The 26,990-nt window shown below is 71.5% G+C and carries 23 protein-coding genes and 1 pseudogene; 14 read left to right on the top strand and 10 right to left on the bottom strand.

The genetic code is table 11. From position 1 onward, the window contains the following. Positions 1-21 precede the first annotated feature (21 nt). Entirely contained in the window at positions 22-1,821 is a 1,800-nt protein-coding gene (locus AB0C12_RS09315) for a glycerol-3-phosphate dehydrogenase/oxidase (protein ID WP_360545900.1), read from the top strand. Continuing rightward, positions 1,818-2,087: a DUF4031 domain-containing protein gene (locus AB0C12_RS09310; RefSeq protein WP_360545898.1), complete on the top strand. Its 270-nt coding sequence runs from the start codon at positions 1,818-1,820 to the stop codon at positions 2,085-2,087. The genes AB0C12_RS09315 and AB0C12_RS09310 overlap by 4 nt, the downstream gene beginning before the upstream one ends. Here AB0C12_RS09310 and AB0C12_RS09305 read toward each other — a convergent pair. After that, complete coding sequence (locus AB0C12_RS09305; protein WP_360545896.1) at positions 2,071-2,718, bottom strand: metal-dependent phosphohydrolase; 648 nt, start codon at positions 2,716-2,718, stop codon at positions 2,071-2,073. The two genes, AB0C12_RS09310 and AB0C12_RS09305, sit on opposite strands and share 17 nt — an antisense overlap. Before the next feature lie 30 nt (positions 2,719-2,748). Here AB0C12_RS09305 and AB0C12_RS09300 point away from each other — a divergent pair, with 30 nt between their 5' ends. After that, the gene (locus tag AB0C12_RS09300; RefSeq protein WP_360545894.1) at positions 2,749-3,957 is read left to right on the top strand and encodes an FUSC family protein; all 1,209 of its coding nucleotides are present in this window, start codon (positions 2,749-2,751) and stop codon (positions 3,955-3,957) included. A gap of 471 nt (positions 3,958-4,428) precedes the next feature. Beyond that, positions 4,429-5,787 (top strand): annotated as a pseudogene (locus tag AB0C12_RS09295) (PrsW family intramembrane metalloprotease); the annotation flags it as partial. Between the two features lie 1,052 nt (positions 5,788-6,839). Here the strand turns inward: AB0C12_RS09295 and AB0C12_RS09290 are convergent. Further along, positions 6,840-7,136: a co-chaperone GroES gene (locus AB0C12_RS09290; protein ID WP_212989171.1), complete on the bottom strand. Its 297-nt coding sequence runs from the start codon at positions 7,134-7,136 to the stop codon at positions 6,840-6,842. Between the two features lie 137 nt (positions 7,137-7,273). Between AB0C12_RS09290 and AB0C12_RS09285 the strand changes: the two genes are divergently transcribed. Beyond that, positions 7,274-8,566, top strand: coding sequence for an AI-2E family transporter (locus tag AB0C12_RS09285; protein WP_360547082.1), 1,293 nt, complete (start codon positions 7,274-7,276; stop codon positions 8,564-8,566). Here the strand turns inward: AB0C12_RS09285 and AB0C12_RS09280 are convergent. Then, the gene (locus tag AB0C12_RS09280; RefSeq protein ID WP_360545892.1) at positions 8,551-11,298 is read right to left on the bottom strand and encodes a transglycosylase domain-containing protein; all 2,748 of its coding nucleotides are present in this window, start codon (positions 11,296-11,298) and stop codon (positions 8,551-8,553) included. The genes AB0C12_RS09285 and AB0C12_RS09280 overlap by 16 nt on opposite strands. Before the next feature lie 114 nt (positions 11,299-11,412). After that, positions 11,413-13,482, bottom strand: a complete 2,070-nt coding sequence (locus AB0C12_RS09275) for an ATP-dependent DNA helicase (protein WP_360545890.1) — start codon at positions 13,480-13,482, stop codon at positions 11,413-11,415. A 20-nt stretch (positions 13,483-13,502) separates the two neighbouring features. Here AB0C12_RS09275 and AB0C12_RS09270 point away from each other — a divergent pair, with 20 nt between their 5' ends. After that, positions 13,503-14,009 carry a DUF402 domain-containing protein gene (locus tag AB0C12_RS09270; protein ID WP_360545888.1) on the top strand — a complete coding sequence of 169 codons (507 nt, stop codon included), beginning with the start codon at positions 13,503-13,505 and terminating at the stop codon, positions 14,007-14,009. Here the strand turns inward: AB0C12_RS09270 and sigJ are convergent. After that, the gene (sigJ, locus tag AB0C12_RS09265) at positions 13,992-14,876 is read right to left on the bottom strand and encodes an RNA polymerase sigma factor SigJ (RefSeq protein ID WP_360545886.1); all 885 of its coding nucleotides are present in this window, start codon (positions 14,874-14,876) and stop codon (positions 13,992-13,994) included. The genes AB0C12_RS09270 and sigJ overlap by 18 nt on opposite strands. Before the next feature lie 111 nt (positions 14,877-14,987). Between sigJ and AB0C12_RS09260 the strand changes: the two genes are divergently transcribed. The 5 genes from AB0C12_RS09260 (at position 14,988) to AB0C12_RS09240 (ending at position 18,579) form a co-directional block, all read left to right on the top strand. Then, the gene (locus tag AB0C12_RS09260; protein ID WP_360545884.1) at positions 14,988-15,956 is read left to right on the top strand and encodes a hypothetical protein; all 969 of its coding nucleotides are present in this window, start codon (positions 14,988-14,990) and stop codon (positions 15,954-15,956) included. 156 nt (positions 15,957-16,112) lie between these two features. Then, complete coding sequence (locus AB0C12_RS09255; protein ID WP_360545882.1) at positions 16,113-16,739, top strand: DUF47 family protein; 627 nt, start codon at positions 16,113-16,115, stop codon at positions 16,737-16,739. 3 nt (positions 16,740-16,742) lie between these two features. Then, positions 16,743-17,750 (top strand): inorganic phosphate transporter, encoded by a 1,008-nt coding sequence (locus AB0C12_RS09250; RefSeq protein ID WP_360545880.1) that lies wholly within the window; start codon positions 16,743-16,745, stop codon positions 17,748-17,750. A gap of 72 nt (positions 17,751-17,822) precedes the next feature. Then, positions 17,823-18,308: a carboxymuconolactone decarboxylase family protein gene (locus tag AB0C12_RS09245; protein ID WP_360545878.1), complete on the top strand. Its 486-nt coding sequence runs from the start codon at positions 17,823-17,825 to the stop codon at positions 18,306-18,308. After that, complete coding sequence (locus tag AB0C12_RS09240) at positions 18,301-18,579, top strand: hypothetical protein (RefSeq protein WP_360545876.1); 279 nt, start codon at positions 18,301-18,303, stop codon at positions 18,577-18,579. The genes AB0C12_RS09245 and AB0C12_RS09240 overlap by 8 nt, the downstream gene beginning before the upstream one ends. Here the strand turns inward: AB0C12_RS09240 and AB0C12_RS09235 are convergent. Then, complete coding sequence (locus AB0C12_RS09235) at positions 18,569-19,558, bottom strand: Gfo/Idh/MocA family oxidoreductase (RefSeq protein ID WP_360545874.1); 990 nt, start codon at positions 19,556-19,558, stop codon at positions 18,569-18,571. The two genes, AB0C12_RS09240 and AB0C12_RS09235, sit on opposite strands and share 11 nt — an antisense overlap. 105 nt (positions 19,559-19,663) lie before the next feature. On the opposite strand from AB0C12_RS09235, the gene AB0C12_RS09230 reads away from it, so the two are divergent. Then, entirely contained in the window at positions 19,664-20,425 is a 762-nt protein-coding gene (locus tag AB0C12_RS09230) for an NUDIX domain-containing protein (RefSeq protein ID WP_360547080.1), read from the top strand. Here the strand turns inward: AB0C12_RS09230 and pstB are convergent, their stop codons facing one another. From pstB to pstS, 4 genes are read right to left on the bottom strand one after another with little or no spacing between them, the layout of a single operon-like run. Beyond that, positions 20,426-21,202 (bottom strand): phosphate ABC transporter ATP-binding protein PstB, encoded by a 777-nt coding sequence (pstB, locus tag AB0C12_RS09225; RefSeq protein WP_360545872.1) that lies wholly within the window; start codon positions 21,200-21,202, stop codon positions 20,426-20,428. It abuts the gene before it with no gap. A 16-nt stretch (positions 21,203-21,218) separates the two neighbouring features. Continuing rightward, a complete protein-coding gene (gene pstA, locus AB0C12_RS09220) occupies positions 21,219-22,301 on the bottom strand; it encodes a phosphate ABC transporter permease PstA (RefSeq protein WP_360545870.1) in 1,083 nt (360 codons plus the stop codon). After that, positions 22,298-23,383 (bottom strand): phosphate ABC transporter permease subunit PstC, encoded by a 1,086-nt coding sequence (gene pstC / locus AB0C12_RS09215; RefSeq protein WP_360545868.1) that lies wholly within the window; start codon positions 23,381-23,383, stop codon positions 22,298-22,300. Before pstC ends, pstA begins: the two co-directional genes overlap by 4 nt. A 47-nt stretch (positions 23,384-23,430) precedes the next feature. Then, positions 23,431-24,522 carry a phosphate ABC transporter substrate-binding protein PstS gene (gene pstS, locus AB0C12_RS09210; protein WP_360545866.1) on the bottom strand — a complete coding sequence of 364 codons (1,092 nt, stop codon included), beginning with the start codon at positions 24,520-24,522 and terminating at the stop codon, positions 23,431-23,433. 323 nt (positions 24,523-24,845) lie between these two features. On the opposite strand from pstS, the gene AB0C12_RS09205 reads away from it, so the two are divergent. Together AB0C12_RS09205 and AB0C12_RS09200 are read left to right on the top strand one after the other, a co-directional pair. Beyond that, on the top strand, positions 24,846-25,286 hold the full coding sequence (locus tag AB0C12_RS09205; RefSeq protein ID WP_360545864.1) for a MarR family transcriptional regulator: 441 nt from the start codon (positions 24,846-24,848) through the stop codon (positions 25,284-25,286). Beyond that, the gene (locus tag AB0C12_RS09200; protein WP_360545862.1) at positions 25,283-26,989 is read left to right on the top strand and encodes an MFS transporter; all 1,707 of its coding nucleotides are present in this window, start codon (positions 25,283-25,285) and stop codon (positions 26,987-26,989) included. The genes AB0C12_RS09205 and AB0C12_RS09200 overlap by 4 nt, the downstream gene beginning before the upstream one ends. The last annotated feature ends 1 nt before the right edge of the window (position 26,990 follow it).

Raw genomic sequence — 26,990 nt, 5'->3', positions numbered from 1 at the left:
GGCAGCGCTACCGTGGGGGTTGTGCGCTCTCCTTCCGTCTCCCGCTATGCCGCCGGGCGGCTCTCGCCCATCCGTCGCACCGCCGACCTGCGGCGGTTGCGGGACGAGCAGTTCGATGTGCTGGTCATCGGCGGTGGGGTCACCGGCGCCGGCGCGGCCCTGGACGCCGCCTCGCGCGGGCTGAGAGTCGCCCTCGTCGAGGCTCGTGACCTGGCCGCCGGCACCTCCAGCCGGTCCAGCAAGCTCATCCACGGCGGCCTGCGCTATCTGGAGCAGCTCGAGCTGCACCTGGTGCACGAGGCGCTCACCGAGCGGGGGCTGCTGACCAGCCGGCTCGCCCCGCACCTGGTGCGGCCCGTGCCGATCCTGGTGCCGCTGCCGGCCGCCTCGCCGCCGGCCCGGGTCTGGCAGCGGGCCTACTACGGCCTCGGGGTCGCCGCCTACGACGTCTTCGCCGGGGTCTTCGGCAGCGGGCGCGGCATGCCCCTGCACCGGCACCTGACCCGCGACGGCGCCCGGCACCTCTTCCCCAGCCTGCGCGCGGACAAGATCACCGGGGCGATCCGGTACTTCGACGGGCAGGTCGACGACGCCCGCCTGGTGGTCAACCTGGCCCGGACCGCCGCCAGCCTCGGCGCCGCCGTGGTCACCAGCGCCCGGGTCACCGGGTTCGTGCGGGAGGCGCGCGAGGTGGTCGGGGTCAAGGTGCGGGATCTGGAGTCGCCCGACTCGCCGGAGTTCGAGGTGCGGGCCCGCACCGTTGTCGCCGCCACCGGGGTGTGGAGCGACGACATGTCCCGGATGCTGCGCGATGTCGGCGTCCGGCCCGGTCTGCGGGTGCGCGCTTCCAAAGGCGTGCACCTGGTCGTGCCGCGGTCGGCCATCACCGGCGAGGCCGGGCTGATCCTGCGCACGCCGACCTCGGTGCTCTTCGTCATCCCGTGGGGCGGGCACTGGATCATCGGGACCACCGACACCGACTGGGAGCTGGACCGTTCGCACCCGGCCGCGTCCGCCCGGGACATCCGCTACCTGCTCGACCAGGTCAACACCGTGCTGGACCGGCCGCTCACCGCCGACGACATCGAGGGCGTCTACGCCGGGCTGCGGCCCCTGCTCTCCGGCGAGGCCGACTCCACCTCGAAGCTGTCCCGCGAACATGCCGTGGTCGAGCCGATGCTGGGGCTGCTGCTGGTCGCCGGCGGCAAATACACCACATACCGGGTCATGGCCGCCGACGTCATCGACCGGGCCGTGCGCCGGCTCGGCGGTTCGGCGCAGCCCTCGCGGACCGATCAGCTTCCGCTGCTCGGCGCCGACGGCTTCGCCGCCGCCTGGCGGGACCGGCTCGACATCGCCCGCCGGCACGGCGTCACCGCCGGGGTGATCGAGCACCTGCTGGAACGGTACGGCACCCTCACCGTCCACCTGCTGGCGATGATCGAGGCCGATCCGGCGCTGGCCACCCCGCTCGCCGGCGCCCCGGAATACCTCGCCGCCGAGGTCGCGTACGCGGCCCAGGCCGAGGGCGCCCTGCACCTCGACGACGTGCTCACCCGCCGCACCCGGATCTCGTTCGAGACCCCGCACCGCGGCGCCGACACCGCCGCTCACGCCGCCGCGGTGATGGGTGACGCGCTCGGCTGGGACGCCGCCGTGCGCTCCCGGGAGATCGAGCACTACCTGGCCCGGGTCGAGGCCGAGCGGCAGTCGCAGAAGATGCCCGACGACCTCACCGCCGACGCCGCCCGGCTCGGCGTACCCGACGTACGGGGTTACGCCGCCGACCGCGGCACCGATCTGCTCGAAGTGGAACTTTGATCCTCGTCGACGAGCCGCGCTGGCCGGCCCGCGGGCGGCTCTGGTCGCACCTGGTCAGCGACGTCTCGTACGCGGAGCTGCACGCCTTCGCGGAGATGCTGGGCGCACCCCGGCGCGCGTTCGACCGGGACCACTACGACATCCCGGACGTCCGCTTCCCGATGGCGTTGTGGCTCGGCGCCACGCTGGTCCGCTCCCGGGAGGTCTCCGCCCGGCTGCGCGCGGCCGGTCTGCGCCGGCCCAAGCACCTCAGCTCAGGGTCTTGAGCTCGGCCTCCAGGTTGGCCCGGGCCTTGTCCTCCCACGCCGACCGCAACGGGGCGTGCCGGTAGATCGACGGCAGCTCCAGCAGGGCCTTCAACACCTGGGTCCGGCCGCCGCGGAAGGCGTCGTCCGGCACGTGCGCGTACTCCCGGCGGATGGCGGCCGTGTACGCCGCGTATCCGTCCGGGTCACTCGCCAGGATGGCCAGATCGGCGTCGCAGAGCAGCTCGCCGTCGGGATCGTCGTCCTGGGTGGCGTGCCCGGCGGTCAGCCCCACCAACCGGGCCACCTCCGCCGCCACCTCGTCCGGTGCGCCCAGCGTGGCCAGCAGCCCGGCCGCGAACTCGGCGCTGTCCCGCTCGTTGGCGTCACCGAGCGCCCGCGGGTCGTAGACGGCGTCGTGCAGCCAGGCCGCGAGCCGCACCCGGTCCGCGCCCGGCGCCAGCTCGGCGTACCGGTCGATGACGTCGAGGACCGCGGTGAGGTGCGCCACGGTGTGGTACTGCCGCTGCGGCTCCGACCAGCGGGTCAGCAGGTACTCACCGGCCGCGCCCAGATCAGCGTCGTCGGCGGTCGCACCGGCACCCCGGGCCGCCGCAACCCACCGCTGCACAAGATTTGTCACGACGGTCATCCTGACACGCCTGCGGTTAGGGTCTGCACCATGACCGACGTGGAGGCGCAGCGCGGGCTGGCCGCGGTTCTCGCCGAGCTGCGCGGCCGGTCCCGGTCCGGCATCGGCGCCGGCTGGTCCCGGGTACGGGCCGGCTTCCCGCTCGCCGCGCAGGCCGGACTGGGCGCCGGCATCGCCTGGTTCATCGCGCACGACGTGATCGGCCGGCCCAGCCCGTTCTTCGCGCCGATCGCCGCCGTCATCACCCTCGCCTCGTCGGTCGGCCAGCGCGCCCGGCGCACCGCCGAACTGGTCATCGGGGTGGCCATCGGCATCGGCATCGGCGACGGCATCATCCTGCTGATCGGCACCGGGCCGTGGCAGGTCGGCCTGGTGGTGATCCTGGCGATCACGGCCGCGGCGGCTGTCGGCGGCGGTACGCCCCTGGTGGTCCAGTCCGCCTCATCCGCGGTGCTGGTCGCGACGCTGACGACACCGAGCACCGGCCTGCCGTACACCCGTTTCTTCGACGCGCTCGTGGGCGGCGCGGTCGGGCTGGCCGTCATGACCGTCCTGCTGCCACTGAACCCGCTGACGGTGATCCGCCGGGCCGCGGACCCGGCACTGCAGGCGCTCGCGGACGGCCTGCACGCGATCGCCGAAGGCCTCAAATCCGGGGACGCCGGCGCGGTGGGCGGTGCCCTCGACCAGCTGCGGACCGCCGAGGCGAACTTCACCGGCTTCGACCAGGCGGCGACCGCGGCGAGCGAGAACGTGGCCTTCGCCCCGGCCCGCTGGCGGGCCCGCGGCGCCCTGAGCCAGTACGTCGAGGGCGCGGACCACGTGACGTATGCGCTGCGCAACGTCCGCGTCCTGGCCCGGCGGGTGATGACAGCCCTCGGCGACGGCGAGCAGATCCCGGAATGCCTGCCGACCTCGATCACGCTGCTCGGCGACGCGGTGGACCTGCTGCGCCAGGAATGGGCCAAGGGCACCGAGCCGATCGCCACCCGCGAACGAGCGTTGCGGGCGGCGGCGGAATCCGGCCGGGCGTACGACGAAGGCGTCGGCTTCTCCGGCGGGGTGGTCGTCGCGCAGGTCCGGACCACGGTCTCGGACCTGCTCCGGGCCACCGGCATCGAGTACGCGGAAGCACCCCGGCTGGTGCGGCGGGCTGTCGGCTGGCAGGCGCGGGGGCGTACCGCCCGCAAGAGCGCCGGCCGGTCCCGGCCCGGCGGCTCCGGCCGCGGCCCGTCCTGAGATTTCCGGCCCTTTTCCGCTCTTGATCCTCTTTCCGCCGCCGCGGGCCTGCCCGGCACGGTCCGGGTGGCTACGCTGGGCGACATGGCCGACGTAGCTCACGGCGGGTCGCCCGACCCGGCGCCCACCCCCGCGGCTCCGGCCACTCCGGCGCCGGATCCCGCTGCGCCGGTTTCCGGCCCGGCCGGTCCTGGATCTGCTGGTCCTGGATCTGCTGGTTCTGGTTCTGCTGGTTCTGGTTCTGCTGGTTCTGGATCTGCTGGGCCTGGTTTCGCCGGTGCTGCGCAGGCCGGTTCGGATTTCTCCGGTGCTGATTCCGCCGGTTCGGCCGCGTTCGGTTCGGCCGGTTCCGGTTCGGGCGGGGGTGACGCGGCTGCCGGCGCGGTCGCTGTCGCGCCGGACGCGCCGGTCGGTGTGCCGGATCCCGCGGCCCTGGACAAGATGCCGCGCCGACGGTCGAGGATTCCGCGCTGGGTGCCGCTGACGCTGGTGATCACCTTCATCGCGATCTGCGCGATCGTGATGCTGATCATCCTGGGCTTCAGCAACGGCCCGAAAGGCCTGGCCATCGGCCTGGGCGCGGCGATCCTGCCGGTCCCGGTGCTGGTCGGCTGCTTCCTCTGGCTGGACCGGTACGAGCCCGAGCCGAGCCGCTACCTGATCTTCTGTTTCGCCTGGGGCTCGGCCGTGGCCACCCTGGTCGCGATCGGCGTCAACTCGCTGGCCGCCTGGGGCTTCGACAAGATCGGCCTGCCCGACGCGCTGGTGGCGGTGCTGGTGGCGCCGTTCATCGAGGAGTCGATGAAGGCCCTCGGCCCGATCCTGCTGCTGTGGCGCCGCCGCCGCGAGTGGTCCGGCATCACCGACGGCATCGTCTACTGTGGCCTGTCCGCGCTCGGCTTCGCCATGGTCGAGAACGTGCTCTATCTGGGCGGCCACGGTTACGCGTCGGGCGCCGACCAGTACGGCCCGGCGACCGGCATCCAGAACCTCTTCCTGATCTTCATCGTGCGGATCATCTTCACCGGCTTCGCGCACCCGCTGTTCACCGCGATGACCGGCATCGGCCTGGGCCTGTCCGCCCGCTCCGCGGACCGCCGGGTGAAATGGCTGGCGCCGATCGCGGGCCTGCTGCTCGCGATGATCCTGCACGGCACGTTCAACCTGCTGCCGACCCTGTCGGTCGCCACCGGCGAAACCCTGATCATGCTGTACGGCTACCTCGGCTTCATGGTCCCGTTCTTCTTCCTGGTGGTCGGCTTCGCCATCGCCCTGCGCAGCTGGGAGGGCCGGCTCAGCGAGCGCATCCTGCCCGGCTACGTGAGCGCCGGCTGGCTGTCCCCGCCGGAGGTGGCGACGCTCGGCTCCCTGGGCCGCCGGCACTCGGCCCGCCAATGGGCCAAGCGAGTAGCCGGCGACACCGGGGTACGCGCAATGCGCGGCTTCCAGGCGGCATCGACAAAACTGGCGCTGCTGCGCGACGGCATGCAGCGTGGTCTGCACAGTGGCGGTCCGGACGACCAGCAGCGGGCCCTCGAGGAGGAGCAGCGCCTGCTGACGGCCATCTCGAGCTACCGGTCGGTGTTCGTCGGGCGGGACCCGCAGATGCCGCAGGCCTTCTGGAACGGGAGCAGCTACCAGATCGCGTTCCCGGACGGGGTGACGCGCACGGTGAACGCTCCGGCTGAGCCGGTGGTGCCGGTGCCGGTGCGGCTGCCCCCGATGCCGGTGATGGCCGGCGGGTACGGGATGCCGCCGGGTCATGCCGCACCTGGCTACGCCGGGGCACCTGGTCAGGTCGGTCCCGGATACGGCGGCCCGGCCGGTTATGGCCAGCCCGGCTTCGGTCCAGCGGGTTACGCCGGTCCCGGTCAGGGCGGTCAGCCTGGTTCTGGTCCGGCGGGTTACGCCGGTCCTGGTCAGGGCGGTCAGCCTGGTTCCGGTCCGGCGGGTTACGGCGGTTCTGGTCAGGGTGGTCAGCCGGGCTATGGCCCGGCTGGTTATGGCCAACCTGGTCTGAGCCAGACCGGCTACGGGCAATCAGCTTCGGGCTCGGGTGGCTATGGGCAGCCGGATTCTGGTCACAGCGGGTACACCCAGCCTGGTGCCGCGCAGCCTGGCTATGGACAGCAAGGCTCCGGCCAGCCCGGCTACGGCGCTGGTTACGGCCAGCCGGATGGCAACGGCTACGGGCCGCCGCCCGGCTACGGCCAGCCCGGTTACGGCCAGCCCAGCTACGGTCCGCCGCAGGGCCAGCCCAGCTACGGCTCGCAGCCGGGTTATGCCCAGCCGGGCTATGGCCCGCCGCCCGGCTACGGCCAGCAGCCCGATCAAGGCCAGTCAGGTCATGGCCAGTCCGGTCAGCTCCAGCCTGGTTATGGGCCGCCGCCTGGCTACGGCCCGCCGAGCTACAGCGAGCAGCCGGGTCACGCCCAGCCGAGCCACGGCCCGCAGCCGGGTCCCGGCCAGCCTGGTTATGGCCCGCCGCCCGGCCATGGCCAGCCTTCCGCCTACGGTCAGCAGCCCGACCACGGCCAGGCCGCCCACGGCGAGCCTTCTGCCTACGGCCAGCAGCCGGACCTCGGCCAGGCCGCCCACGGCCAGCAGCCGGACCGCGACCAGGCCGCCTACGGCCAGCCTTCCGCCTACGGCCAGCAGCCCGGCTATGGCCAGCAGCCCGGCTATGGCGAGCACGAGCAGCCGGGAGGCGCACCGGCCTACGGCCCAGCCCCGACACAGGGCCAGAACCAAAGCCACCACTCAGGTCAGGAAGAGGGCCACCGGGCCCAGGACCAGCCGAGACACCACCCGACCGAGTTCACCGACCCGGCCACCGGCGACCCCACTCCGCCGGAGACCCGGCAGCACTGACCCTCCAGGCCCTACAGGTAGAGCCCGGTGCCGTCCGACTCGACCCGGGTCGCGGCGACCGCGTGCACGTCCCGCTCCCGCAGCAGCACGTACTCCTTGCCGTGCAGTTCCACCTCAGCGCGGTCGTCCGGGTCGAACAGGACCCGGTCTCCGACGACGATGGAGCGGACGTTCGGGCCTACGCCGACGGCTTTGGCCCAGGACAGGCGGCGGCCCATCGATGCGGTGGCCGGGATGACGATGCCGGCGCTGGAGCGGCGTTCGCCGTCGCCGCCGTCGAGCCGGACGAGGACGCGGTCGTGCAACATCCGGATGGGCAGCCCGGCCTCGGTACGGGTGTCGGTGTTCACGACAGGACGGTACGCCCGGCCCGGCCAGGGTGGTGAGCGGGTCCACGGGCGGGTCTGCACTACGGTGGGACCGGCGTGACGACGGACGAGGGGGTCTGCGGTTGAGCCGCTTGCAGCGAGTCCGGGCGAATCTGCGTCGTGCGTACGACAGCGGGCGGGAGTCGGTCCGGCTGGCGCGTACGGAGCATGATCCGGCGCCGGACGATCGGGATGTCGGGTTCGAGTTGCCGGCGCCGGACCCGCCGGTTGATCATCGGTCGACGTCGAGCCGGGACGATGCCGAGGTGCCGCATTCGTTGCGGATCGCGGCCGCCTGGTCGTGGCGGCTCATCATCGTCGGGGTCGTCGGCTGGGTGCTGCTGCGTTTCGTCGCCATCGTCAGCATCGTCGTCATCCCGCTCGCCATCGCCCTGCTGCTGTCGGCGCTGCTGTCGCCGGCGGTCGGCTGGTTGCGCCGGTTCCGGCTGCCGCCATCGCTGGCGACCTTCCTGGTGCTGATCTGCGGCATCGCCGCGGTCGCGGGCACTCTGACGCTGGTCGTCAACCAGTTCGTGGACGGCGTGGGTGAGCTCACCGACAAGGCCATCAGCGGGGTGCGGCAGATCCAGGAGTGGGCCCGTACCGGCCCGCTGCACCTGTCGGACCAGCAGGTCAACCAGGCCATCGACTCCGCCCAGAACTGGATCAACGCCAACACGTCGTCGCTGACCGCGACCGGCGTGGCCACCGCCGCCACCCTGTTCGAGGTGCTCACCGGCACGCTGCTGGTGCTCTTCGCGACGTTCTTCTTCCTGCGCGACGGGCGCAAGATCTGGCGTTTCCTGGTGCGGCTCTTCCCGGTCAACGCCCGCTGGAGCCTGGCCGACGCCGGCGACGCCTCCTGGTCGACGCTGGGTTCCTACGTGCGCGCGACCGTGCTGGTGGCCTTCATCGACGCCACCGGCATCGGCCTGGCGCTGGTGATTCTGAACGTCCAGTTCGCGTTCCCGCTGGCGGCGCTGGTGTTCCTGGGCGCGTTCATCCCGATCGTGGGCGCGAGCGTGTCCGGCGCGGTCGCGGCGCTGGTCGCGCTGGTCGACCAGGGCTGGGTCATCGCCCTGATCGTGCTGGGCGCGGTGATCCTGGTCCAACAGGTCGAGGGCCACATCCTGCAACCGCTGATCATGGGCCGGGCGGTGGCGATCCATCCGCTGGTCGTGATCATCGGCATCGCCTCCGGCGTGGTGCTGGCCGGGATCATCGGCGCCCTGGTCGCGGTCCCGCTGATCGCGGTCCTCAACACCGGGGTACGGCGGTTGGCCCGGCAACGTCCGGAGGCGCCGCCGGACGCTGTCGTGGTGCCGGCCGGGGGGCCACCGCACCCTGAGCATCGTCACCAGCCCAGGTAGCTGCGGGTCAGCGCGGACACGTGCTCGACGACGTCGATGCCGGCCTGCTTGTCGGTGTGGCCGTGGGACAGCACGGCCACGGCGGTGTCGGTGTCCGTACCGGTGATCCGGCCCATGCTGTTGATGATCCAGCGGTTGTCCTCGGCCGTACGGGAAACCCAGCCGTTCTTCAGCGCGGCGCGCTCGCCCGGCAGGGCCGCCGCGCTGACGCCCCATTTCTGGTCCGCGTTCACCGACGACATGAGGTCGAGCATCAGCTCCCGGGAGTCCTCGTTCAGGACGCCGTCCGGGTCCGACGCCGCGGCGAGCACCTTGAGCTGGTCGTTCGCGGTGGTGCGGGTCAGGCCCCAGGACTCGTCCGGGTCGGTGCCGGTCAGTCCCAGCCGCTCACCCGCCGCGCGCAGACCGTCGGCGCCGCCGACCGCGTCGAACACCTTGGTGGCCGCGTCGTTGTCGCTGGCCCGGATCATCTTCGTCACCCGGCCTCGCTCGGCCTTGGTCAGCTTGCGGCCGTCGTCCTGGGCCTTGAGCAGCAACGCCGCCAGCAGTTCGGCCTTGATGATGCTGGCCGATTCCTGCTGCCGTTTGCCGTGATAGTCGAACCGGCGCCCGGTCCGGCGTTCGGTGACCGCGACGGAGAATTCCGGGACCGTGGCGGCGTAGCTGTCGAGCACCTTGGTCAGCCGGTCGACCCGCTGCTGCCACGAGCCGGTCGCCTTGGACTTGTCGACCTGGTCGCCCTGCTGCGGCCCCTGGAAGACCGCACCGACCGGCGCCTTGATGGCGGCGCCGAGCGACCTCAGGTCGGTGGTCTCCAGCCGGCCGACGTGCGAGGGGCGGTTGACCGCCCGGGCGGGCTGCCCCTGCAGGGCGGTGGCCAGGAAAGACTTCCAGATCCGGTACGGCATGCCGTCGCCGTTGATGGCGGTGCCGTTCTTCTCGCGGATGGGTCCCGGCTTGTCCCGGCCGATCCACGTGACCGCGGCCAGCCCCGGGGCCCAGCCGGCCGTCCACGCGTCGGACGAGTCGGTGGTGTCACCCCACTGCTGGGAGCCGGTCTTGGCGGCCGCGTCGACCCCGGCCACCACGCCGTCCTTGGCCACCACCTTGGACAGCACGGTCTGCACGTCCGCGGCCACGGCACCGGAGAGCACGCGCTGGGGCTTCCCCGCGTACAGGTGCAGCACCGCGCCCTTGCCGTTGATGGCCGATTCGACGAAGTGCCGGTCCCGGCGGCGGCCCCCGTCCGCCAGAGTGGCGTAGACGGTGGCCAGGTCGGCCGGCGCGACCGGATACCGGCCGAGGGCGATGTCGGGGCGGGTACGCCCAGGAGCGGGATCGCCGGCGACGTCCACCATGGTCGGTTGCTTGCCGTACTTCTCCGGCACGCCCAACCGATGGGCGAGGCGCCGGATGGTGTCCGGGCCGATCTGCTCGGCCAGCGCGTAGAACGGCGTGTTGAGCGAGTGGACCATGGCCTGGTCGAGCGGGCAGACGGGACACTGCAGGTTGCGCTGGTTGTAGAGCGGCACGCCCTGCCGGCTCGGGAACAGGCGCGGTGAGCTGCCGTTGTAGAGCGACTGGAAGCCGATGCCGCGTTCCTCGGCGGCGGCCAGGACGACCGGTTTGATGGTCGAGGCCGGCGGGCGGGCGGCGAGCGCGTCGTCGAAGTAGCCGCGGCCGCGGTCACCGCCGTAGTAGGCGCGTACCCCGCCGCTGGCCGGGTCGACCGCCACCAGAGCGGTTCGCAGCTCCTTGGGCTGTCCGCGCAGCGCGGCAGCCATGGCGTCGGAGGCCGCGCCCTGGGCGGTGAAGTCGATCGTCGTGGTGATCCGCAGGCCGCCGGTGCGCACCTGCTGCCGGCTGATGCCGGCCCGCACCAGCTCGTCCTCGACCCGGTCGGCGATGAGCCCGGCGGCGCCGCCGATGCTGTTCGCGGTGACCGACTCCTTGGCGACGGCCGGGTACTTCGCACTGTCGGCCTCGCCGGCGGGCAGCCAGCCCTGCTCGGTCATGGCCCGCAGGATCCACCGCCAGCGGGTCTGCGCCCACTCGGCGTCGACGGCCGGATCGCCGCGGGTGGGGTCCTTGATGAGCGCGGCGAGCACAGCGCCCTGGGAGCCGGTCAGCCGGTCGACCGTCGTGCCGAAGTAGGCGTGGGCCGCGGCCTGGATGCCGTACGCGCCGCGGCCGAAGTAGATGGTGTTGAGGTAGCGCTGGAGGATCTCGTCCTTGCTGAACCGGTGCTCGACCTTCAGCGCCAGGGCGAACTCCTTGGCCTTGCGGCTGACTGTGCGGTCCTGGGTGAGGTAGGCGTTCCGCACGTACTGCTGGGTGATGGTCGACGCGCCCTGACCGCTGTCGTGGAAGATGTTGGTCCACAGTGCACGCAGCACGCCGCGGGTCGAGACGCCGACGTGGTCGTAGAAGCCGCGGTCCTCGGCGGCCAGGAACGCCCGCTGGACCGGCACCGGGACCTGGCTCAGCCCGACGTCGGTGCGGTCGGTGGCGCCGATGCGGGTGAGCACCGTGCGACCGTCGCGGTAGTACAGGACGGAAGCCTGCGGCGGCACCGGATCCGGTGGCAGGTCGACGCTCGCCACGTACCCCGCCACACCGGCGCTGATCGCCACCGCGCCCACGGCGGCGGCCGCGGTCAGACGACGGGCCCATCGCGGCAGTTTGAAGCGCCTGCGATGCGAGATCGGCTTCGGATCGGCGGCGTCCGTCATGAAGCGGGGTCCCTTCGACGTCCACGGCGGTGTCGATCAACACCTGACCAGTAGACGGATGGGACGGGGGTTATGTTGCTTTTCGGAGGAAAGTAGTCGCAGCGGTACGGGCGGTCAGGACTTCGCCAGGCGCTGCAGAGCGCCGATCGCGACCTCCGGACGGGTCGTGTACCAGAACGGGGGCAGGGACTTGCGCAGGAAGGCGCCGTAGCCGCGGGCCGTCTCCAGCCGGGAGTCGAGCACGGCGACCACTCCCTTGTCGCCGGTCGAGCGGATCAGCCGGCCCACGCCCTGGGCCAGGCGCACCGCGGCGATCGGCACGCTGACCGAGGCGAAGCCGGAACCACCCGTGGCGTCCACGGCCGCGGCGCGGGCGGCGGCCAGCGGCTCGTCCGGACGCGGGAACGGCAGCCGGTCGATCACCACCAGCTGGCAGGCATCGCCGGGAACGTCCACGCCCTGCCACAGCGACATCACGCCGAACAGGCAGCTCTCCTTCTGCTCCCGGAACTTGCGGACCAGGATCGGCAGCGACTCCTCGCCCTGCAGCAGCACCGGCAGATCGGTGCGGGCGCGCAGCAGCTCGGCCGCCTGGGTCGCCGCGCGGCGCGAGGAGAACAGGCCCAGCGTGCGACCGCCGAGCGCCTCCACCAGCTTGAGCAGCTCCTCACCCGCGGGGTCGGGCAGCCCGGAGGCAGCCGGACGGGGCAGGTGCGCGGCGACGTACAGGATGCCCTGGCGGGGATAGTCGAACGGGGAGCCGACGTCCAGCGAGCTCCAGCCGTCGCCGGAGACCGGCGGTGCGTCCGCGGTCAGGCCGGCGCCGGAGCGGGCCGCCGGGACCGGGGCCGGGGCCGGCAGCCCGAGCGAGCGGGCCACCGTGTCGAAGCGGCCGCCCAGCGTCAGCGTCGCCGAGGTGGCGACCACCGTGCGCTCGTCGTACAGGTTGGTGGCCAGGGTGCCGGCGACCGAGAGCGGCGCCACCACCAGGGCGCGGCGGCCGTTGCCGAGGTCGGACTTCTCGACCCAGGCCACGTCGTACTGGTCTTCCGTGAGCAGCCGCTGGGCGGTGGTCGAGATGTCGTCCAGGGTGGCCTTGGCCTGCTGCTTGCGGACCGGGTCGGGGTCGTCGTTCTTGACGTCACCGATCGCGTCCAGGGCGGCCCGGGTGGACGACTCGATCAGCATGACGGCCTGGTGCAGCAGCGGCGGCAGGCCCGTGGTCAGCCGGCCCGCCGGGAGGTCGCTCAGGCCGACGGTCAGCGCGTCGGCCGCCTCGGCCAGGGCCTCGGCCGCGGCCGGGGAGACCAGCGGCTTGGCCCGCCGGGACGCCCGCTCGACCGCCTCCGGGGTCAGCTCGGCCTGCGCGGCCGAGGACACCCGGTCGGCCAGCTCGTGCGCCTCGTCGACGATCAGGAGCTTGTGCGGGGGGACGATGTTGCGCTCGGCCAGCATGTCGACCGCGAGCAGGCTGTGGTTGGTCACCACGATGTCCGCCTCGCGGGCGCGCACCCGCGAGGCCTCGGCGAAGCACTCCGCGCCGTACGGGCAGCGGGCCGCGCCGACGCAGTCGCGGGCCGGCATGGACACTTGCCGCCAGGCGGTCTCGTCGACCCCCGGGTCCAGCTCGTCGCGGTCGCCGGTCTTGGTCTTCTCCGCCCAGGCCTGCACGCGCAGGATCTGCTTGCCGAGCTTGCCGGCCTCACCCAGCCACTGGGTCGCACGCGGCGGCGCGTCGTCGAAGAGGGTGTCGGTCGGCGCTTCCTCGTCGGCGTGCTCGAGCTTGGCCATGCAGAGGTAGTGGTGCCGGCCCTTGAGCACCGCGAAGGTCGGGCGGCGGCCCAGCACCGGCTCCACCGCGTCGGCCAGCCGGGGCAGGTCGTGCTCGACGAGCTGGTTCTGCAGGGCCAGGGTGGCGGTGGAGACCACGACCGGACCGTCGACCAGCAGGGCCGGCGTCAGGTAGGCGAGCGACTTGCCGGTGCCCGTGCCCGCCTGCACCAGCAGATGCTCACGTTGCTTGACGGCCCGCTCGATGGCCGCGGCCATCTCCTCCTGCCCGGGCCGCGAGGCGCCGCCCGGGACAGCGCCGACAGCGGCGGCGAGAAGCTGGGAAGCGGTTGCCTTCTTGCGGGTCGCGGCAGTCACGTCCGAGACCGTACCCGCCACCACCGACGAAACCATGTCACCGTTAGGGTCTTGTCATGCCGAGCGAGATGGTCCGGGTCGTCTACACCAAGTACGACGGCTCCGCCCACCGCGACTACCCGGCCCGCCGGCTCAACGAGGACGAGCTGGGAGTATGGGTCGGAGTGACCCGCGGCACGGCGTCCGTCTACCACGGCCTGCCGTCGGTCGAGCAGATCCCGTTCGTGTTGCTCATCCCGCACCGGGCGTGGTGGACCGGCATGTTCAACCCGCCGCCGCGCACCAGCGAGGTCTACTGCGACATCACCACCCCGGCCCGCTGGGAGGGTGACACCGTGCACATCGTCGACCTGGACCTGGACGTCTCGCGGCGCCGCGACACCGGGGTGATCGAGCTGCGCGACGAGGACGAGTTCGCCGACCACCAGGTGCGCTTCGGCTATCCGGACGAGCTGGTGGCCGAGGCCCGGGCCGCCGCCGCGCGCCTGTTCGTGGCCCTGGGCGACGGCTCGGAACCCTTCGCTTCGACGTACCGGAAATGGCTCTCAGCGGTCGTCGACTGAGCTCAGCTTGGCCGGGTTCAGCTGGTTGTAGATGGCGGTGACCCGGCCGTCGGCGACGGCCACCGTGAGCACGAAGAGCACTGGCCGCCCGTCCGGGTGGCGGCCCTGGACCAGCACGCCGGCGTCGCCGTTGACCAGGACCGGCTCGACCGTGACGTCGGTGTAGTCGCGGGCCCGCCGGCTCAGGATGCCGATGTAGAAGCGGGCCACCCGGTCCAGGCCGACGACCGGGTTGAGGCCGGCGTTGACCACGCCGCCGCCGTCGCCGATCGCCACCACCTCGGGCGCGAGCACGGCCGCGAGGGCCTGCAGATCGCCGGAAGCGGCCGCGGCGAGGAAGGCGTCCAGCACTTTGCGCTGCTCCGGCAGGTCGGCGGTGTGCCGGGCCTGGCCCTCGGCGACGGCCCGCCGGCCCCGGGAGGCGTGCTGACGGGCCGCCGGGACGGTGGTGTTGAGCACTGCGGCGACCTCGTCGAACGGCATCCCGAACGCGTCGTGCAGGACCACCGCGACGCGCTGCTCGGGGGTGAGCTTCTCCAGCACGACGAGCAGTGCGAGGCTGACCTCGGAGCGCTGGGTGACCCGCTCGGCCGGGTCGTCGAGCCGGGACACCATCGGCTCCGGCAGCCACTGGCCGGGGTAGGCCTCGCGGCGGACCCGGGCCGACTTGAGCACGTCCAGGCAGATCCGGCCGGTGATGGTGGTCAGCCAGCCGCGCAGGTCGTGGATCTCCCCGCCGGTCCGCGCCTTGTGATAGCGCAGCCAGGCCTCCTGGACCGCGTCCTCGGCCTCGGCCCGGCTGCCGAGCATCCGGTACGCGACGGCGAGCAGGTGGGGGCGTTCAGCTTCGAAAGCGTCCGACGGCATGGGGGAATTCTGAAGGACATTGCCCGGTCACAGGTGTCACGTGTGACACAGTAGTAAACGCGATAAGAGTATTTGGTCCTATTTCGCGTTTGCGGGGGGCGGGGGCAGACGGTGGCGAACGACGTGGCGACCCTGCTGGGCGGGCTGGCCGGAGTGGCGGGAGCCACCGGTGCGGCGACACTCGGCGTCGCAGTGGCTCGCCGGCCCAGGCCGTACCTCCCCGCCGGGCACGCCCTGGTCGCCAACCAGGCCGAGGACCCGCTGCCCGGGGTGCTGCGCCGCGGGCTCGCCGGTCTCACCGTCCCGGTACGCCCGGGGCCGCACGGGGAGCTGTTCCTCGGCTCGGGGCAGCCGCAACCCGGTCGTACGCTGCGCCGAATGGTCCTCACCCCGCTGTTCACCCGGGCTCAGGCGCGTGGCGGGCGGCTCTGCCGGGACCAGCGGGTGCCGTTCCGGCTGGTGGTCGAGTTCACCGGGCCGGTCCGGGACGCGGACACGTTGCTGCGGGCGTACCGGATGCTCGACCAGCAGTTGCGTGACCATGCCCCGCTGCTGAGCCGCTGTGTCGACGGCCGCCTCGATCCCGGGGCCGTCACGGTCGCCATCACCGGCATCGTGGACGTGCGGGCCCTGCTCGCCACTCAAACCCGCCGGTACGCGTTCGCCGACGGCTCCTTCGACGACATCGGCTCCGCGTCGGCGCCGCCCGCGCTGGTGCCGATGATCAGTGAGCCGTGGAGCCGCCGGTTCGGCTGGGACGGTCGCGAGCCGATCTCCGCCGAGGAACGGCACCTGCTGCACGCGCTGGTTCGTTCCGCGCACGAGGACGGGCGTACGGTGCGCATCTCCGGCCTGCCCACCGGCTCCCGCAAGGCCCGGCAGGCCGTCTGGACCGAGCTCGGTGAGGCCGGCGTGGACGTGATCGCCGACAGCGACCAGGTGGGGCTGGCCCGGCACCTGCGCCGGCATCCGGTGCACCGGCCGGTGCCACCCCGAGTGACGCCCGGACCGGTGACCCGCCGTAGCGCCCCAGCCCCGCGAGCCACCAATCAGCGACCGGACATCGCGCCAGTCGTCTGAAAGATCCGGATAAGTGCACGTTCCAGGTGAACAGCAAGTGAACGAGCACTGAACTGCTGTTGAGCAGGGGTAGGCGGGCTCGGAACCCGGGGAGGCATTACCTAGCATTCCCTCGAATTCGCCAGACCCCGTCCACCCGCAAACGAGGTTCGCGCCGTGAAGTTCTCCTTCCGCCCCACCGAGGGCGCCTTCTATGAGCTGTTCACCCGGGCAGCCCAGAACCTCGTGCGCGGCACCGAGCTGCTCAACGAGCTGGCTCTGCCCGGGGTGGACGTGCAGTCGGTCAGCGACCGGCTGACCGACGTCGAGCACGACAGCGACCAGATCACCCACGAGCTGTACAAGAAGATCAACTCGACCTTCATCACGCCGTTCGACCGTGAGGACATCTACTCGCTGGGCTCCCAGCTCGACGACGTCATGGACCACCTCGAAGCGGTCGGCAACCTGCTCTACCTGTACGGCCTCACCGAGCTGCCGTCGCTGCCGCGCGAGATGCACGAGCTGGTGACCGTGCTCGACCAGCAGGCCAAGATCACGGCCGACGCGATGCCGCGGCTGCGCACGATGAAGAATCTCGAGGAGTACTGGATCGAGATCAACCGGCTGGAGAACGACGGCGACCGGGCGTACCGGATGCTGCTGGTCCGGCTCTTCTCGGGCGAGTACGACGCGCTCACGGTGCTGAAGATGAAGGAGGTCGCCGACGAGCTCGAGGACGCCTGCGACGCCTTCGAGCGGGTGGCCAACACGGTCGAGACCATCACGGTCAAGGAGTCCTAGGCCTTGTCCGCCGAGCTCGTCGCAGTGCTCGCGGTGATCATCGCCGCGATGGCCTTCGACTACACCAACGGTTTTCACGACGCGGCGAACGCCATCGCCACCAGCGTCAGCACCCGGGCCCTGACCCCGCGCGTCGCGCTCGCGATGGCCGCGGTCGGCAACTTCATCGGCACCCACTTCGGCGCCGGGGTGGCCAAGACGGTCGGCGACGGCCTGGTCAAGCTGCCCACCGGCATCCCCAGCCTGGGCGTGGTTTTCGCCGGCGTGCTGGCGGCCATCTGCTGGAACCTCGTGACCTGGTACTTCGGCCTGCCGTCGTCCTCGTCCCACGCGCTGTTCGGCGGCCTGGTCGGCGCCACGTTCTTCGCCGCCGACGCCACCATCGAATGGGCCACCATCACCGAGAAGGTGCTGATCCCGATGGTCGCCTCGCCGGTCGTCGGCCTGGTCCTCGGCTTCGCGGTGATGATCGCGATCACCTGGATCTTCCGGCGCGGCAACCCGGGCCGCCTGAACCGCGGCTTCCGGCACGCGCAGACCGTCTCGGCCGCCTTCATGTCGGTCGGCCACGGCATGCAGGACGCCGCGAAGACCATGGGCATCATCGTGCTGGCGCTCTACACGGGCGGCTTCCAGAGCGACGCGACGCACATCCCGTGGTGGGTCTTCTGGACCTCGGCGGCGGTGCTGGCAGCAGGAACCTACGCCGGCGGCTGGCGGATCATCCGCACCCTGGGCCGCAAGATCATCGACCTGGGCCCGGCGGAGGGCTTCGCGGCCGAGACGGTGGCCAGCTCGGTGCTCTACTTCAACGCGCTGGTCCTGCACGCCCCGATCTCGACCACCCACACGATCACCTCAGCGATCATGGGCGTCGGCGCCACCAAACGCCTGAGCGCGGTCCGCTGGAACGTGGCCGGCAACATCGTGCTCGGCTGGATCATCACGTTCCCGGCCGCGGGCGCCCTCGCCTGCGTCATCTACCTGGCGGTCCGGCCCCTGTTCAACTGAGCCGGTCCCGCGTGCGCTGTCACAGAGCGGCCCTCCTCGGTGTCTTCATGTCATCGACACCGAGGAGGAGACATGACCGGCCACACCAGGGTCCCCAGAACTGAGATCACCGGTGTCTACGGCGCCGTGCTGAAGAGGTTCAGCCGCAAGATGTTCGGCCAGGTGCCCGAGGCCCTCGAAGTGATGTGGCACCACCGGCAGGTGCTCAGCACCAGCATGGGTATGGGCCGTAGGGCCGCCAAGTGGCACGAGTGCGACGACGATCTCAAGTCGTACGCCCACATGGCGGTCGCCGCGCTGGTCGGCTGCTCGTTCTGCCTCGACCTCGGCTACTTCCAGGCGCACAACAACGGCCTGGACGAGGTCAAGGCCCAGCAGGTGCCGCGCTGGCGGGAGTCGGACGTCTTCACACCGCTGGAGCGCTGCCCGGCGGCCGCGGGTGCGGGTGAGCCCGGCCGAGCAGGCGGCTGTCGTCGAGCGGTTCCGGGTCGCGGTGCGCGACGGCGACCTGCAGGGCCTACTGGACGTGCTCGCGCCCGACGTCGTCCTGGTGTCTGACGGCGGCGGTGTCGTCGCCGCCGCGCGCCGCCCGATCGTCGCCGCCCGCCGGGTGGCTCCGCTGCTGGCGAGCCTGGCCGAGGTGGCCGGCGACTTCACCGTGCGGCCGATCTGGCTCAACGGCGCGCCGGCGATGCGCCTGGACCTCGGAGACGAGCTCGACACGGCGGTGAGCCTGGTGCTCGACGGCGGCCGGATCACCGGCATCTACGCGGTGCGCAACCCGGACAAGCTGGCCCGGCTCGGCGCTGAGGCCCGGCTCAGCCGGTGACCGGGTACACCACGCCGAGCTGGGCCCGGATGCCGTCCATCAGGGTCATGATCTCCAGGGTGGTCCGGTGCGGCATCAGCGGGCTCTCCAGCAGGCCCTCGGTCAGGCAGCGCTGCACCTCGGCCGCCTCGTACTGGTAGCCGCTGCCCTCGAACGGGTAGCTGATCTCCTCCGGTTCCGCGCCCACCCGGTGCAGCCGGAACGAGCGGGGCACGAAGAAGCCCTGCGGCAGGTCGATCCGGCCGAGCGTGCCGGTGATCGAGGCCGCGTTGCGGGTCTCGCCGACCAGGCTGCACGTCAGCGCCGCGACCGCGCCCGAGTCGTAGCCCAGCAGCATGCCGGTGTTGTCGTCCACGCCCTCGGCCGTCAGCCGCGCCCAGCTGTGCACGGTCGCCGGCGCGCCCAGGATCAGGTGGGCCAGGTTGAGCGGGTAGACGCCCAGGTCGAGCAGGGCGCCGCCGCCCAGCGCGGGGTCCCGCAGCCGGTGCGTCGCCTCGAACGGTCCCTGCAGCCCGAAGTCCGCGTGCACCGCCGTGACCTCGCCGATGGCGCCCTCGGTGACCAGCTCGACGATCCGCCGGACGGCCGGGTTGCAGCGCATCCACATGGCCTCCATCAGGAACAGGCCCCGGCTGCCGGCCTCCCGTACCAGCCGCGCCGACGACGCGTGGTCCAGGGTCATCGGCTTCTCGCACAGCACGGCCTTACCGCCCGCGAGACAGGCCAGCGCCGCGTCGAGGTGGAACGCGTGCGGGGTCGCCACGTAGATCACGTCGACGTCGGGGTCGGCGGCCAGGTCGGCCCAGGATCCGTGGGCGCGGGCGAAGCCGTGCCGCTCGGCGAAGGCGGTCGCGGCCGCACCGGTACGGGACCCGACGGCGGCCAGTTCGGCCCCGGGCACGAGTGGCAGGTCGGACGCGAAGGTGCTGGCGATGCCGCCGGTGCCCAGGATCCCCCAGCGGACGTTCTTCTCGGTCATGATCGCCACCGTATCCTCCCTGGCCGCGGTAATTCGGCCTTCAGTCGTGCTTCGGGTGGTGGGTGGGGTGGTCGGATGGGAGAGGATTCCTGGGTGAGCCAATCGATGCCATTGCCGGCGGCCATGCTGCAGCGGGCCCGCGACTTCGCCGGCCCGCCGGCCCCGGCCCGCCCGGCGGCCACCGTCGTGCTGCTGCGCCCGGCCACGGAGGCCTTCGACGTGTACGTGCTCAGGCGCGCGTCGACGATGGTCTTCGGTGGCGTCCACGCCTTCCCGGGCGGCGGCGTGGACCGTAACGACCTCCCGCGGACGATCCGGAGCGACTGGCCGGAGCGCCTGGGCGTCCCCGAGCCGGAGGCGAAGGCCGTGGTGGGCGCGGCGGCGCGTGAACTCTTCGAGGAGGCGGGAGTCCTGCTCGCCGGCCCGGCCGGTGATGAGCTGGTGGGCGACGTCAGCGGCGACGACTGGGAGGCCGACCGGGTCGCTGTGCACCGGCGGGAGCTGACCATGACGGAGCTGCTCGACCGGCGGCAGCTGCGGCTGCGCGACGATCTCCTGGTCCCGTGGGCCCGGTGGATCACCCCGGAGTTCGAGCCCAGGCGCTTCGACACGTGGTTTTTCGTGGCGGCCCTGCCGCCGGCCCAGACGGCGCGGGACGTCTCCGGCGAGGCTGACCGGACCATGTGGATCAGCCCGGCGGCCGCCAACGGCCTGGCCATGCTGCCACCTACGCGGGTGATGCTGAACGATCTGTCCGCGTACCGAAGTGTTGATGATGTGCTGCGAGCGGAAGGGGAGCACGACGCCGCCACTCCCGTCATGCCCCGGGTGGAGCTGACGGAAGACGGCGGCGTGCTGCACATGTGATCAGCCGAAGCGGCCGGTGATGTAGTCCTCGGTCTTCTTCTCGGCCGGGTTGCTGAAGATCTTCTGGGTGTCGTCGTACTCGATGAGCCGGCCGGGGTCGCCGGTCTTCTCGATCGAGAAGAAGCCGGTCTTGTCGCTGACCCGGGCCGCCTGCTGCATGTTGTGCGTGACGATGATGATCGTGAACTGGTCCTTGAGCTTGAACATCAGGTCCTCGATGGCCAGCGTCGAGATCGGGTCGAGGGCCGAGCAGGGCTCGTCCATCAGCACGACCTGGGGCTGCACCGCGATGGTGCGGGCGATGCAGAGCCGCTGCTGCTGACCGCCGGACAGGCCGGCACCCGGGCGGGCCAGCCGGTCCTTGACCTCGTCCCAGAGGTTGGCCGACCGCAGCGACTTCTCGGCCGCCTCGTCCAGCAGGGACTTCTTCTTGACGCCGTTGAGCTTCAGGCCGGCGACCACGTTCTCGTAGATCGACATCGTGGGGAACGGGTTGGGGCGCTGGAACACCATGCCGATCATCCGGCGTACGGCGGTCACGTCGACATCGGCGTCGTAGATGTTCTGGTCGTCGATGGTGAGCCGGCCCTCGATGCGGGCGTTCGGCAGCACCTCGTGCATACGGTTGATGGACCGCAGGAACGTCGACTTGCCGCAACCGGACGGGCCGATCAGGGCGGTGATCGTCTTCGGCTCCACGGTCATGGAGATGTTGTCGATCGCCTTGAACGAGCCGTAGTAGGACGAGACGTTGCTCGCCTCGATGCGCTTGGCCATGGGGGACACCTCTTTGTCAGGTCAGCCGGTTGCGGCGGGCGAGCAGCTTCGCCGCGATCGTCAGGATGAGGACCAGGGCGACCAGCGTCAGTGCCGCCGTCCAGGCGCGGTCCGGGGCGTACCGGGAGGCGTCGCCGGCCTGCTGGTACACGAACAGCGCCAGCGACGACTGGTTGCCGGCGAACGGGTCGAAGTTGATCGCGGCGGCGCCACCGGCCACCAGCAGCACCGGGGCGGTCTCGCCGGCGGCGCGGGCCACGGCGAGCATGACGCCGGTGACGATGCCGGGCAGCGCGGTGGGCAGGACGACCTTGACGATCGTCTTCCACTGCGGCACGCCCAGCGCGTACGCCCCCTCGCGCAGCGGCCCGGGCACCAGCCGCAGCATCTCCTCGGTGGACCGCACGATCGTCGGCAACATCAGCACGGTCAGCGCCAGGGAGGCGGCGAAGCCGGAGAAGCGCGGCGTGCCGTTGTTGAACCAGGGGCTGACGATCAGCACCCAGAACGCCAGGATGAACAGGCCGGCCACGATCGACGGGATGCCGGTCATGACGTCGACGAAGAAGCGCACGGTCAGGGCGAACTTGCCACGGCCGTACTCGACCAGGTAGATCGCGCCCAGCACGCCCAGCGGGACGGCCATCAGGGTGGCGATGCCGACCTGCTCCAGGGTGCCGATGATGGCGTGGTACGCGCCGCCGTTCGGGTCCCGGGCGCCGATGTTGTTCATCGAGCTGCCGAAGAAGTCGCCGTCCAGGCGGGCGGCGCCCTTGGAGACCAGCGTCCACACCACCGAGGCCAGCGGCAGGATGGCCAGGATGCAGGCCGCGTAGATCAGCGTCTTCCAGAGCCGGTTGCGGGCCGAGCGGCGCCCCTCGACGCGGGTCGCCGCGGCGAAGAGCCCGGCCAGGTAGAACACGATGCCGACCACGATGACGAGAACCCAGTTGCCCAGGCCGAGGCCGAGCACGACCGCCGCGGACACGAGCAGCGCGACGACGGCGATGCCCAGGTCGACCACCAGCGGCAGCTTCTTCGACCGGATGTTGTCCGGCGTCATCACGACACCGGGGACTTCCTTCTCCAGCAGACTCATGCGGCACTGTCCCGGAACTCGCGGCGGCGGTAGATGATCGCCCGCGCTGCCATGTTGACGACCAGGGTGATGGCGAAGAGCACCAGGCCGGAGGCGATGAGCGCACCGCGGCCGGTGGCGTTGGCCTCGCCGAACGTGTTGGCGATGTTGGCGGCGATGCTGTTGCCGCCGCTCTCGATCAGGTTGAACGAGATGTTGAAGACGATGCCCAGCGTCAGGGCGAGGGCGATGGTCTCGCCGAGCGCGCGGCCCAGGCCCAGCATGACCGCGGCGATGACGCCGGGCTTGCCGTAGGGCACCACGGCCGTACGGATCATCTCCCACTTGGTGGCGCCCAGGGCGAGCGCCGCCTCCTCGTTCATCAGCGGGGTCTGCTGGAAGACCTCGCGGGACAGCGAGGTCACGATCGGCAGCACCATGATGGCCAGCACCAGGCTGCCGAGCAGGATCGACCGGCCGAACGGGCCGTCGCCCCCGAAGATCGGCAGCCAGCTGAAGTACTTGTTCAGCCAGACCGAGAAGTCCTGCACCGGCTCCCGGAACACGTCCCGGCCCCAGAGGCCGAAGACGACGCTGGGCACCGCGGCGAGCAGGTCGATGATGAAACCCAGCGGGTTGGCCAGCCGCTTGGGCGCGTAGTGCGAGAGGAACAGAGCGATGCCCAGGGCGATGGGAACCGCGACGATCAGCGCGATGATCGAGGTCAGGACCGTGCCGAAGGCCAGCGCCGCGATGCCGAACTTGGGCTCGGCGTCGTTGGGGAACCAGGCCTTGTAGGTCAGGAAGTTCTCGGTGTTGGCCTGTAGGGCGGGCACGGCCTTCGAGATCAGGAAGATCGCGATGGCGACGATGATGACCAGCACCATCGCGCCGGCGGACGTGCTCAGGGCCCGGAAGCCGGTCTCCATCGAGAACCGGGCTTTCCTGGGCAGGGCGCCCCCACCACCGAGCGGCGGGCGGCTGCCGTCGAGATCATCGGGAGGGATCGGCGATAGGCCGCCGCCGGCGGATCGGGCGTGACGTGCTGTCACGCTCGATCCGCCGGCTTCGGTGCTCGCCGAGCGGGAGGGATAGTCACCCATTCGCTCGCTCGCTGTCGTCTAGAAGGGGCTTCGGGGGGCCGGGTTGCCTAGGAGATGGCCGCGACCGAGGTCTCGACCTTGCTGCGGACGGCCTCCGGCAGCGGGGCGTAGCCGAGCTCGGCGAGCGCGGACTGGCCACCGGTGCTGGCGGTGTAGCTCAGGAAACCCTTGATGGCGGCGGCCTTGGCGCTGCCCTTGCTGCAGGCGATCTCGTACGTGACCAGGACGATCGGGTACGCGCCGGCCTCGGTGGTGGCGTAGTCGATGTCGAGGGCCAGGTCGTTGCCGGTGCCCTTGACCTTGGCGCCGGCGATGGTCTTACCGGCGCTCTCGCCGGTCAGCTCGACGAACTCACCCGCACCGTTCTTGATCTTGGCCTTCTTCAGGTCGCTGTTCTCCGCGAAGGAGAGCTCGACGTAGGAGATCGCGCCGACCGTGCTCTTCACCGCGGTCGCCACGCCGTCCGACTTGGCCGCACCGACGCCGCCCGGGGCCTTCCAGGCCTTGGCGTTGCTGAAGGTCCAGTCCGCCTCGGCGGTCTTGCTCAGGTACTTGGTGAAGTTGTCGGTGGTGCCCGACTCGTCGGAGCGGTGCACGGCCTGGATCGCCGTCGACGGGAGCTTGGCGTCGGCGTTCTCCGCCTTGATGGCCGGGTCGTCCCACTTGGTGACCTTGCCGGCGAAGATCTTGGCCAGGGTGGCCGGCGAGAACTGGAGGTTCTCCACGCCGTCGAGGTTGTAGACGACCGCGATCGGGCCGATCACCATCGGCAGGTTGAGGGCCTGGCCGCCGGGGCACTTGGCGTTGGCCTGCGGCTGCTCCTCCTCCTTGAGGGCGGAGTCGGAGCCGGCGAAGTCGGCCGTGCCGGCGATGAACGCCTGGATGCCGGCGCCGGAGCCGGTGCCCTCGTAGCCGATCTTGGCGCCCGAGCACTGGCCCTGGTAGGCCTTGATCCACTCGTCCATGGCGTTCTTCTGCGCCGAAGAACCCTGGGCCGTCAGGTCGCCGGCCGCGCAGTTCGCGGAGGCGGCCGAGGCACCGCCGGCGGCAGGCGAGTCGGTGTTGTCAGAGCCGCATGCCGCGAGCGCGACCGAGGCGGTCAAGGCAATGCCGGCAACGTAGAACCGCTGGAGCTTCAACGGGTTTCCCTTCGAATGAATCGCAACTCCGGGCTCCGTAGTCCCGGCCGGCCGAACTCTCATCGGCACACCCGGAAAGCTAAGAGCGCGAGGTGACCGGCTCCCCGGGCCTAAGTGAACGCAGGGTGAACAGGTCTGCGCCGGTTCGTAGCCTTTGGCTGAGGAAGGGTTGTCCGTTAAGTGAACCGAGGGCACGACGCCGTATAAGTCCGTTATTTTGTGTTCTCTTTCGGGCCTGAGTGACCGGCTCGGGACAGGTGGGATGCGGCCGGTGTGAGGTGGCTTACTGGCTCTCGCCGCGCCTATAGATGCATAATGCAGCTATGCAAATCGGCGGAGAACTCGCCACGGCGCTGGAGCAGCTGACCCGGCTGGTCCGGCAGCTCGCCACCGCCGGCGACCTCAGCATGTCGGCGCTGATGCTGCTCGGCCGGCTCGTCCGGCAGGGACCCCAGCGGCTGACCGACCTCGCCGGCCAGGAACGCCTGTCGCAGCCCGGCATGACCCAGCTCGTCGGGCGGCTGGAACGCGACGGCTGGGTCACCCGTACGGCCGGCACCGGCGACCGCCGTGCCGTGCTGGTGGAGGTGACCGCCGCCGGCCGCGAGCTGGTCGCCCTGCGGCACGCCCAGCGGGCCGAGGCGCTGAGCCGGTTGCTGGACCAGCTCGACCCCGACGACCGGGCGGCCATCGAGCACGCCCTGCCGGCGCTGACCCGGCTCATCGAGGTCCGTACCCCCGACTTCCAGGAGCCCACCTCATGACCGCACCGCACCGACCCGCGACCAACCCCTTCAAGCAGCCCCGCGCCGTCTGGGCGGTGGCCTTCGCCTGTGTCATCTCGTTCATGGGCATCGGGCTCGTCGACCCGATCCTGCCGGCCCTCGCGAACGACCTGCACGCCACGCCGAGCCAGGTGTCGCTGCTGTTCACCAGCTACCTGGTGGTGACCGCGGTGGCGATGCTCGTGGTCGGCGCCGTGGCCAGCCGGATCGGGCCCAAGCTCACGCTGGTCGTCGGGCTGGGCATCATCGTCGTCTTCGCCGCGCTGGCCGGCACCTCCGACACCGTCGGCCAGATCGTCGGCTTCCGGGCCGGCTGGGGGCTGGGCAACGCGCTGTTCATCGCGACCAGCCTGGCCGTCATCGTCGCCTCGGCCACCAGCGGCTTCGCGGGCGCGATCATCCTCTACGAGACCGCCCTCGGGCTGGGCATCGCCGTCGGTCCGCTGCTCGGCGGCGAACTGGGCAGCATCAGCTGGCGCGGCCCGTTCTTCGGCGTCGCGGTGCTGATGGCCATCGCGATGATCGCCACGATCGCCTTCGTGCCCTCGCTGCCCCGGCCGGCCCGGCCCACGTCACTGACCGCGCCGCTCAAGGCGTTGCGCCACCGGGGGCTGCTGACCATGGGCATCATGGCGCTGCTCTACAACTGGGGCTTCTTCACCATGTTGGGCTACGCGCCGTACCCGATGGAGCTGGACGCGCACCAGCTCGGCCTGGTCTTCACCGGCTGGGGGCTGCTGGTCGCCGCCTTCAGTGTCTTCTTCGCCCCGCGGTTGCAGGCCCGCTTCGGCACCGCGAAGGTGCTCTACACCAACATGGCCGCGCTGGCCATCGTCATGGCGGTCATCGCGGCCGGCGTCTCGACCCCGCGGACCGTCATCGTCGCCGTCATCGTGAGCGGCGCTTTCATCGGCATCAACAACACGCTGACCACCCAGGCGGTCATGCTGGTCGCGCCGGTCGAGCGGTCGGTGGCCTCCTCCGCGTACGGCTTCGTGCGCTTCATCGGCGGCGGCCTGGCCCCGTTCGTGGCCGGCAAGCTGGCCGACCGCTTCGACCTCAGCGTCCCCTTCTACCTGGGCGGCATGGCGTTCCTGTTGGCCATCGTCGTGCTGGCCACCGGCCACAAGCTGGTCACCGCGGCCGAGTCGGGGGCAAGCGAGGCAGTAGCGCCGTTCGTGCCGGTCGGTGCCGTGGCGCCCGCGGACGCCCGGCCGGTCGTCGTCGCCGTCGGGGCCACCGCCGACGCGGCCGCGATCGTCGACGCGGCCGCGGTGCTCGCCCGGGACCTCGACGCCCCGCTCGAAGTGGTCCGGGTCCGCGAGACCGTCGTGATCGAGGAACTGGCCATCGAGCCGGAGGACGAGCAGAGCGCCCGGGCCGCGGTGACCGCCCACCTGCGCCGGCTCGCCGGCCGGGGGATCGCGGCCACCGGGATGCTGCTGACCAGCGTCGGTGACCACGCCGCGGCCGGCCGGGCCCTGGCCGCGCACGCCGAGGATGTGCAGGCCCGGACAGTCGCGGTGGGACGTTCGCCGCGCGGACCGGCGGCCCAGTTCGCGGACGGCAGCTTCACCGCGGCTCTGACCCGGGCGGCAGCCTCGACCGTCGTGCTCGTCACGCCGGACGAGACCCCGCGCCGGCTCACCGCCGCGACACTGCCCGAGCTTCGCGGCGTGTGAC

This window comes from Actinoplanes sp. NPDC048967 (assembly GCF_040649415.1).
In the GTDB taxonomy this organism is placed as follows: domain Bacteria; phylum Actinomycetota; class Actinomycetes; order Mycobacteriales; family Micromonosporaceae; genus Actinoplanes.
The sequence above is the reverse complement of the archived record's forward strand: the minus strand, read 5'-3'. Positions and strand labels throughout refer to the sequence as shown.

Coding starts and splice junctions, on each gene's coding strand:
- AB0C12_RS09305 (WP_360545896.1), bottom strand. CDS start 2,718: ATGACCGTCGTGACAAATCTTGTGCAGCGGTGGGTTGCGGCGGCCCGG.
- AB0C12_RS09300 (WP_360545894.1), top strand. CDS start 2,749: ATGACCGACGTGGAGGCGCAGCGCGGGCTGGCCGCGGTTCTCGCCGAG.
- AB0C12_RS09290 (WP_212989171.1), bottom strand. CDS start 7,136: ATGTTGCACGACCGCGTCCTCGTCCGGCTCGACGGCGGCGACGGCGAA.
- AB0C12_RS09280 (WP_360545892.1), bottom strand. CDS start 11,298: ATGACGGACGCCGCCGATCCGAAGCCGATCTCGCATCGCAGGCGCTTC.
- AB0C12_RS09275 (WP_360545890.1), bottom strand. CDS start 13,482: ATGGTTTCGTCGGTGGTGGCGGGTACGGTCTCGGACGTGACTGCCGCG.
- AB0C12_RS09270 (WP_360545888.1), top strand. CDS start 13,503: ATGCCGAGCGAGATGGTCCGGGTCGTCTACACCAAGTACGACGGCTCC.
- sigJ (WP_360545886.1), bottom strand. CDS start 14,876: ATGCCGTCGGACGCTTTCGAAGCTGAACGCCCCCACCTGCTCGCCGTC.
- AB0C12_RS09245 (WP_360545878.1), top strand. CDS start 17,823: ATGACCGGCCACACCAGGGTCCCCAGAACTGAGATCACCGGTGTCTAC.
- AB0C12_RS09235 (WP_360545874.1), bottom strand. CDS start 19,558: ATGACCGAGAAGAACGTCCGCTGGGGGATCCTGGGCACCGGCGGCATC.
- AB0C12_RS09230 (WP_360547080.1), top strand. CDS start 19,664: ATGCCATTGCCGGCGGCCATGCTGCAGCGGGCCCGCGACTTCGCCGGC.
- pstB (WP_360545872.1), bottom strand. CDS start 21,202: ATGGCCAAGCGCATCGAGGCGAGCAACGTCTCGTCCTACTACGGCTCG.
- pstA (WP_360545870.1), bottom strand. CDS start 22,301: ATGAGTCTGCTGGAGAAGGAAGTCCCCGGTGTCGTGATGACGCCGGAC.
- pstC (WP_360545868.1), bottom strand. CDS start 23,383: ATGGGTGACTATCCCTCCCGCTCGGCGAGCACCGAAGCCGGCGGATCG.
- AB0C12_RS09205 (WP_360545864.1), top strand. CDS start 24,846: ATGCAAATCGGCGGAGAACTCGCCACGGCGCTGGAGCAGCTGACCCGG.
- AB0C12_RS09200 (WP_360545862.1), top strand. CDS start 25,283: ATGACCGCACCGCACCGACCCGCGACCAACCCCTTCAAGCAGCCCCGC.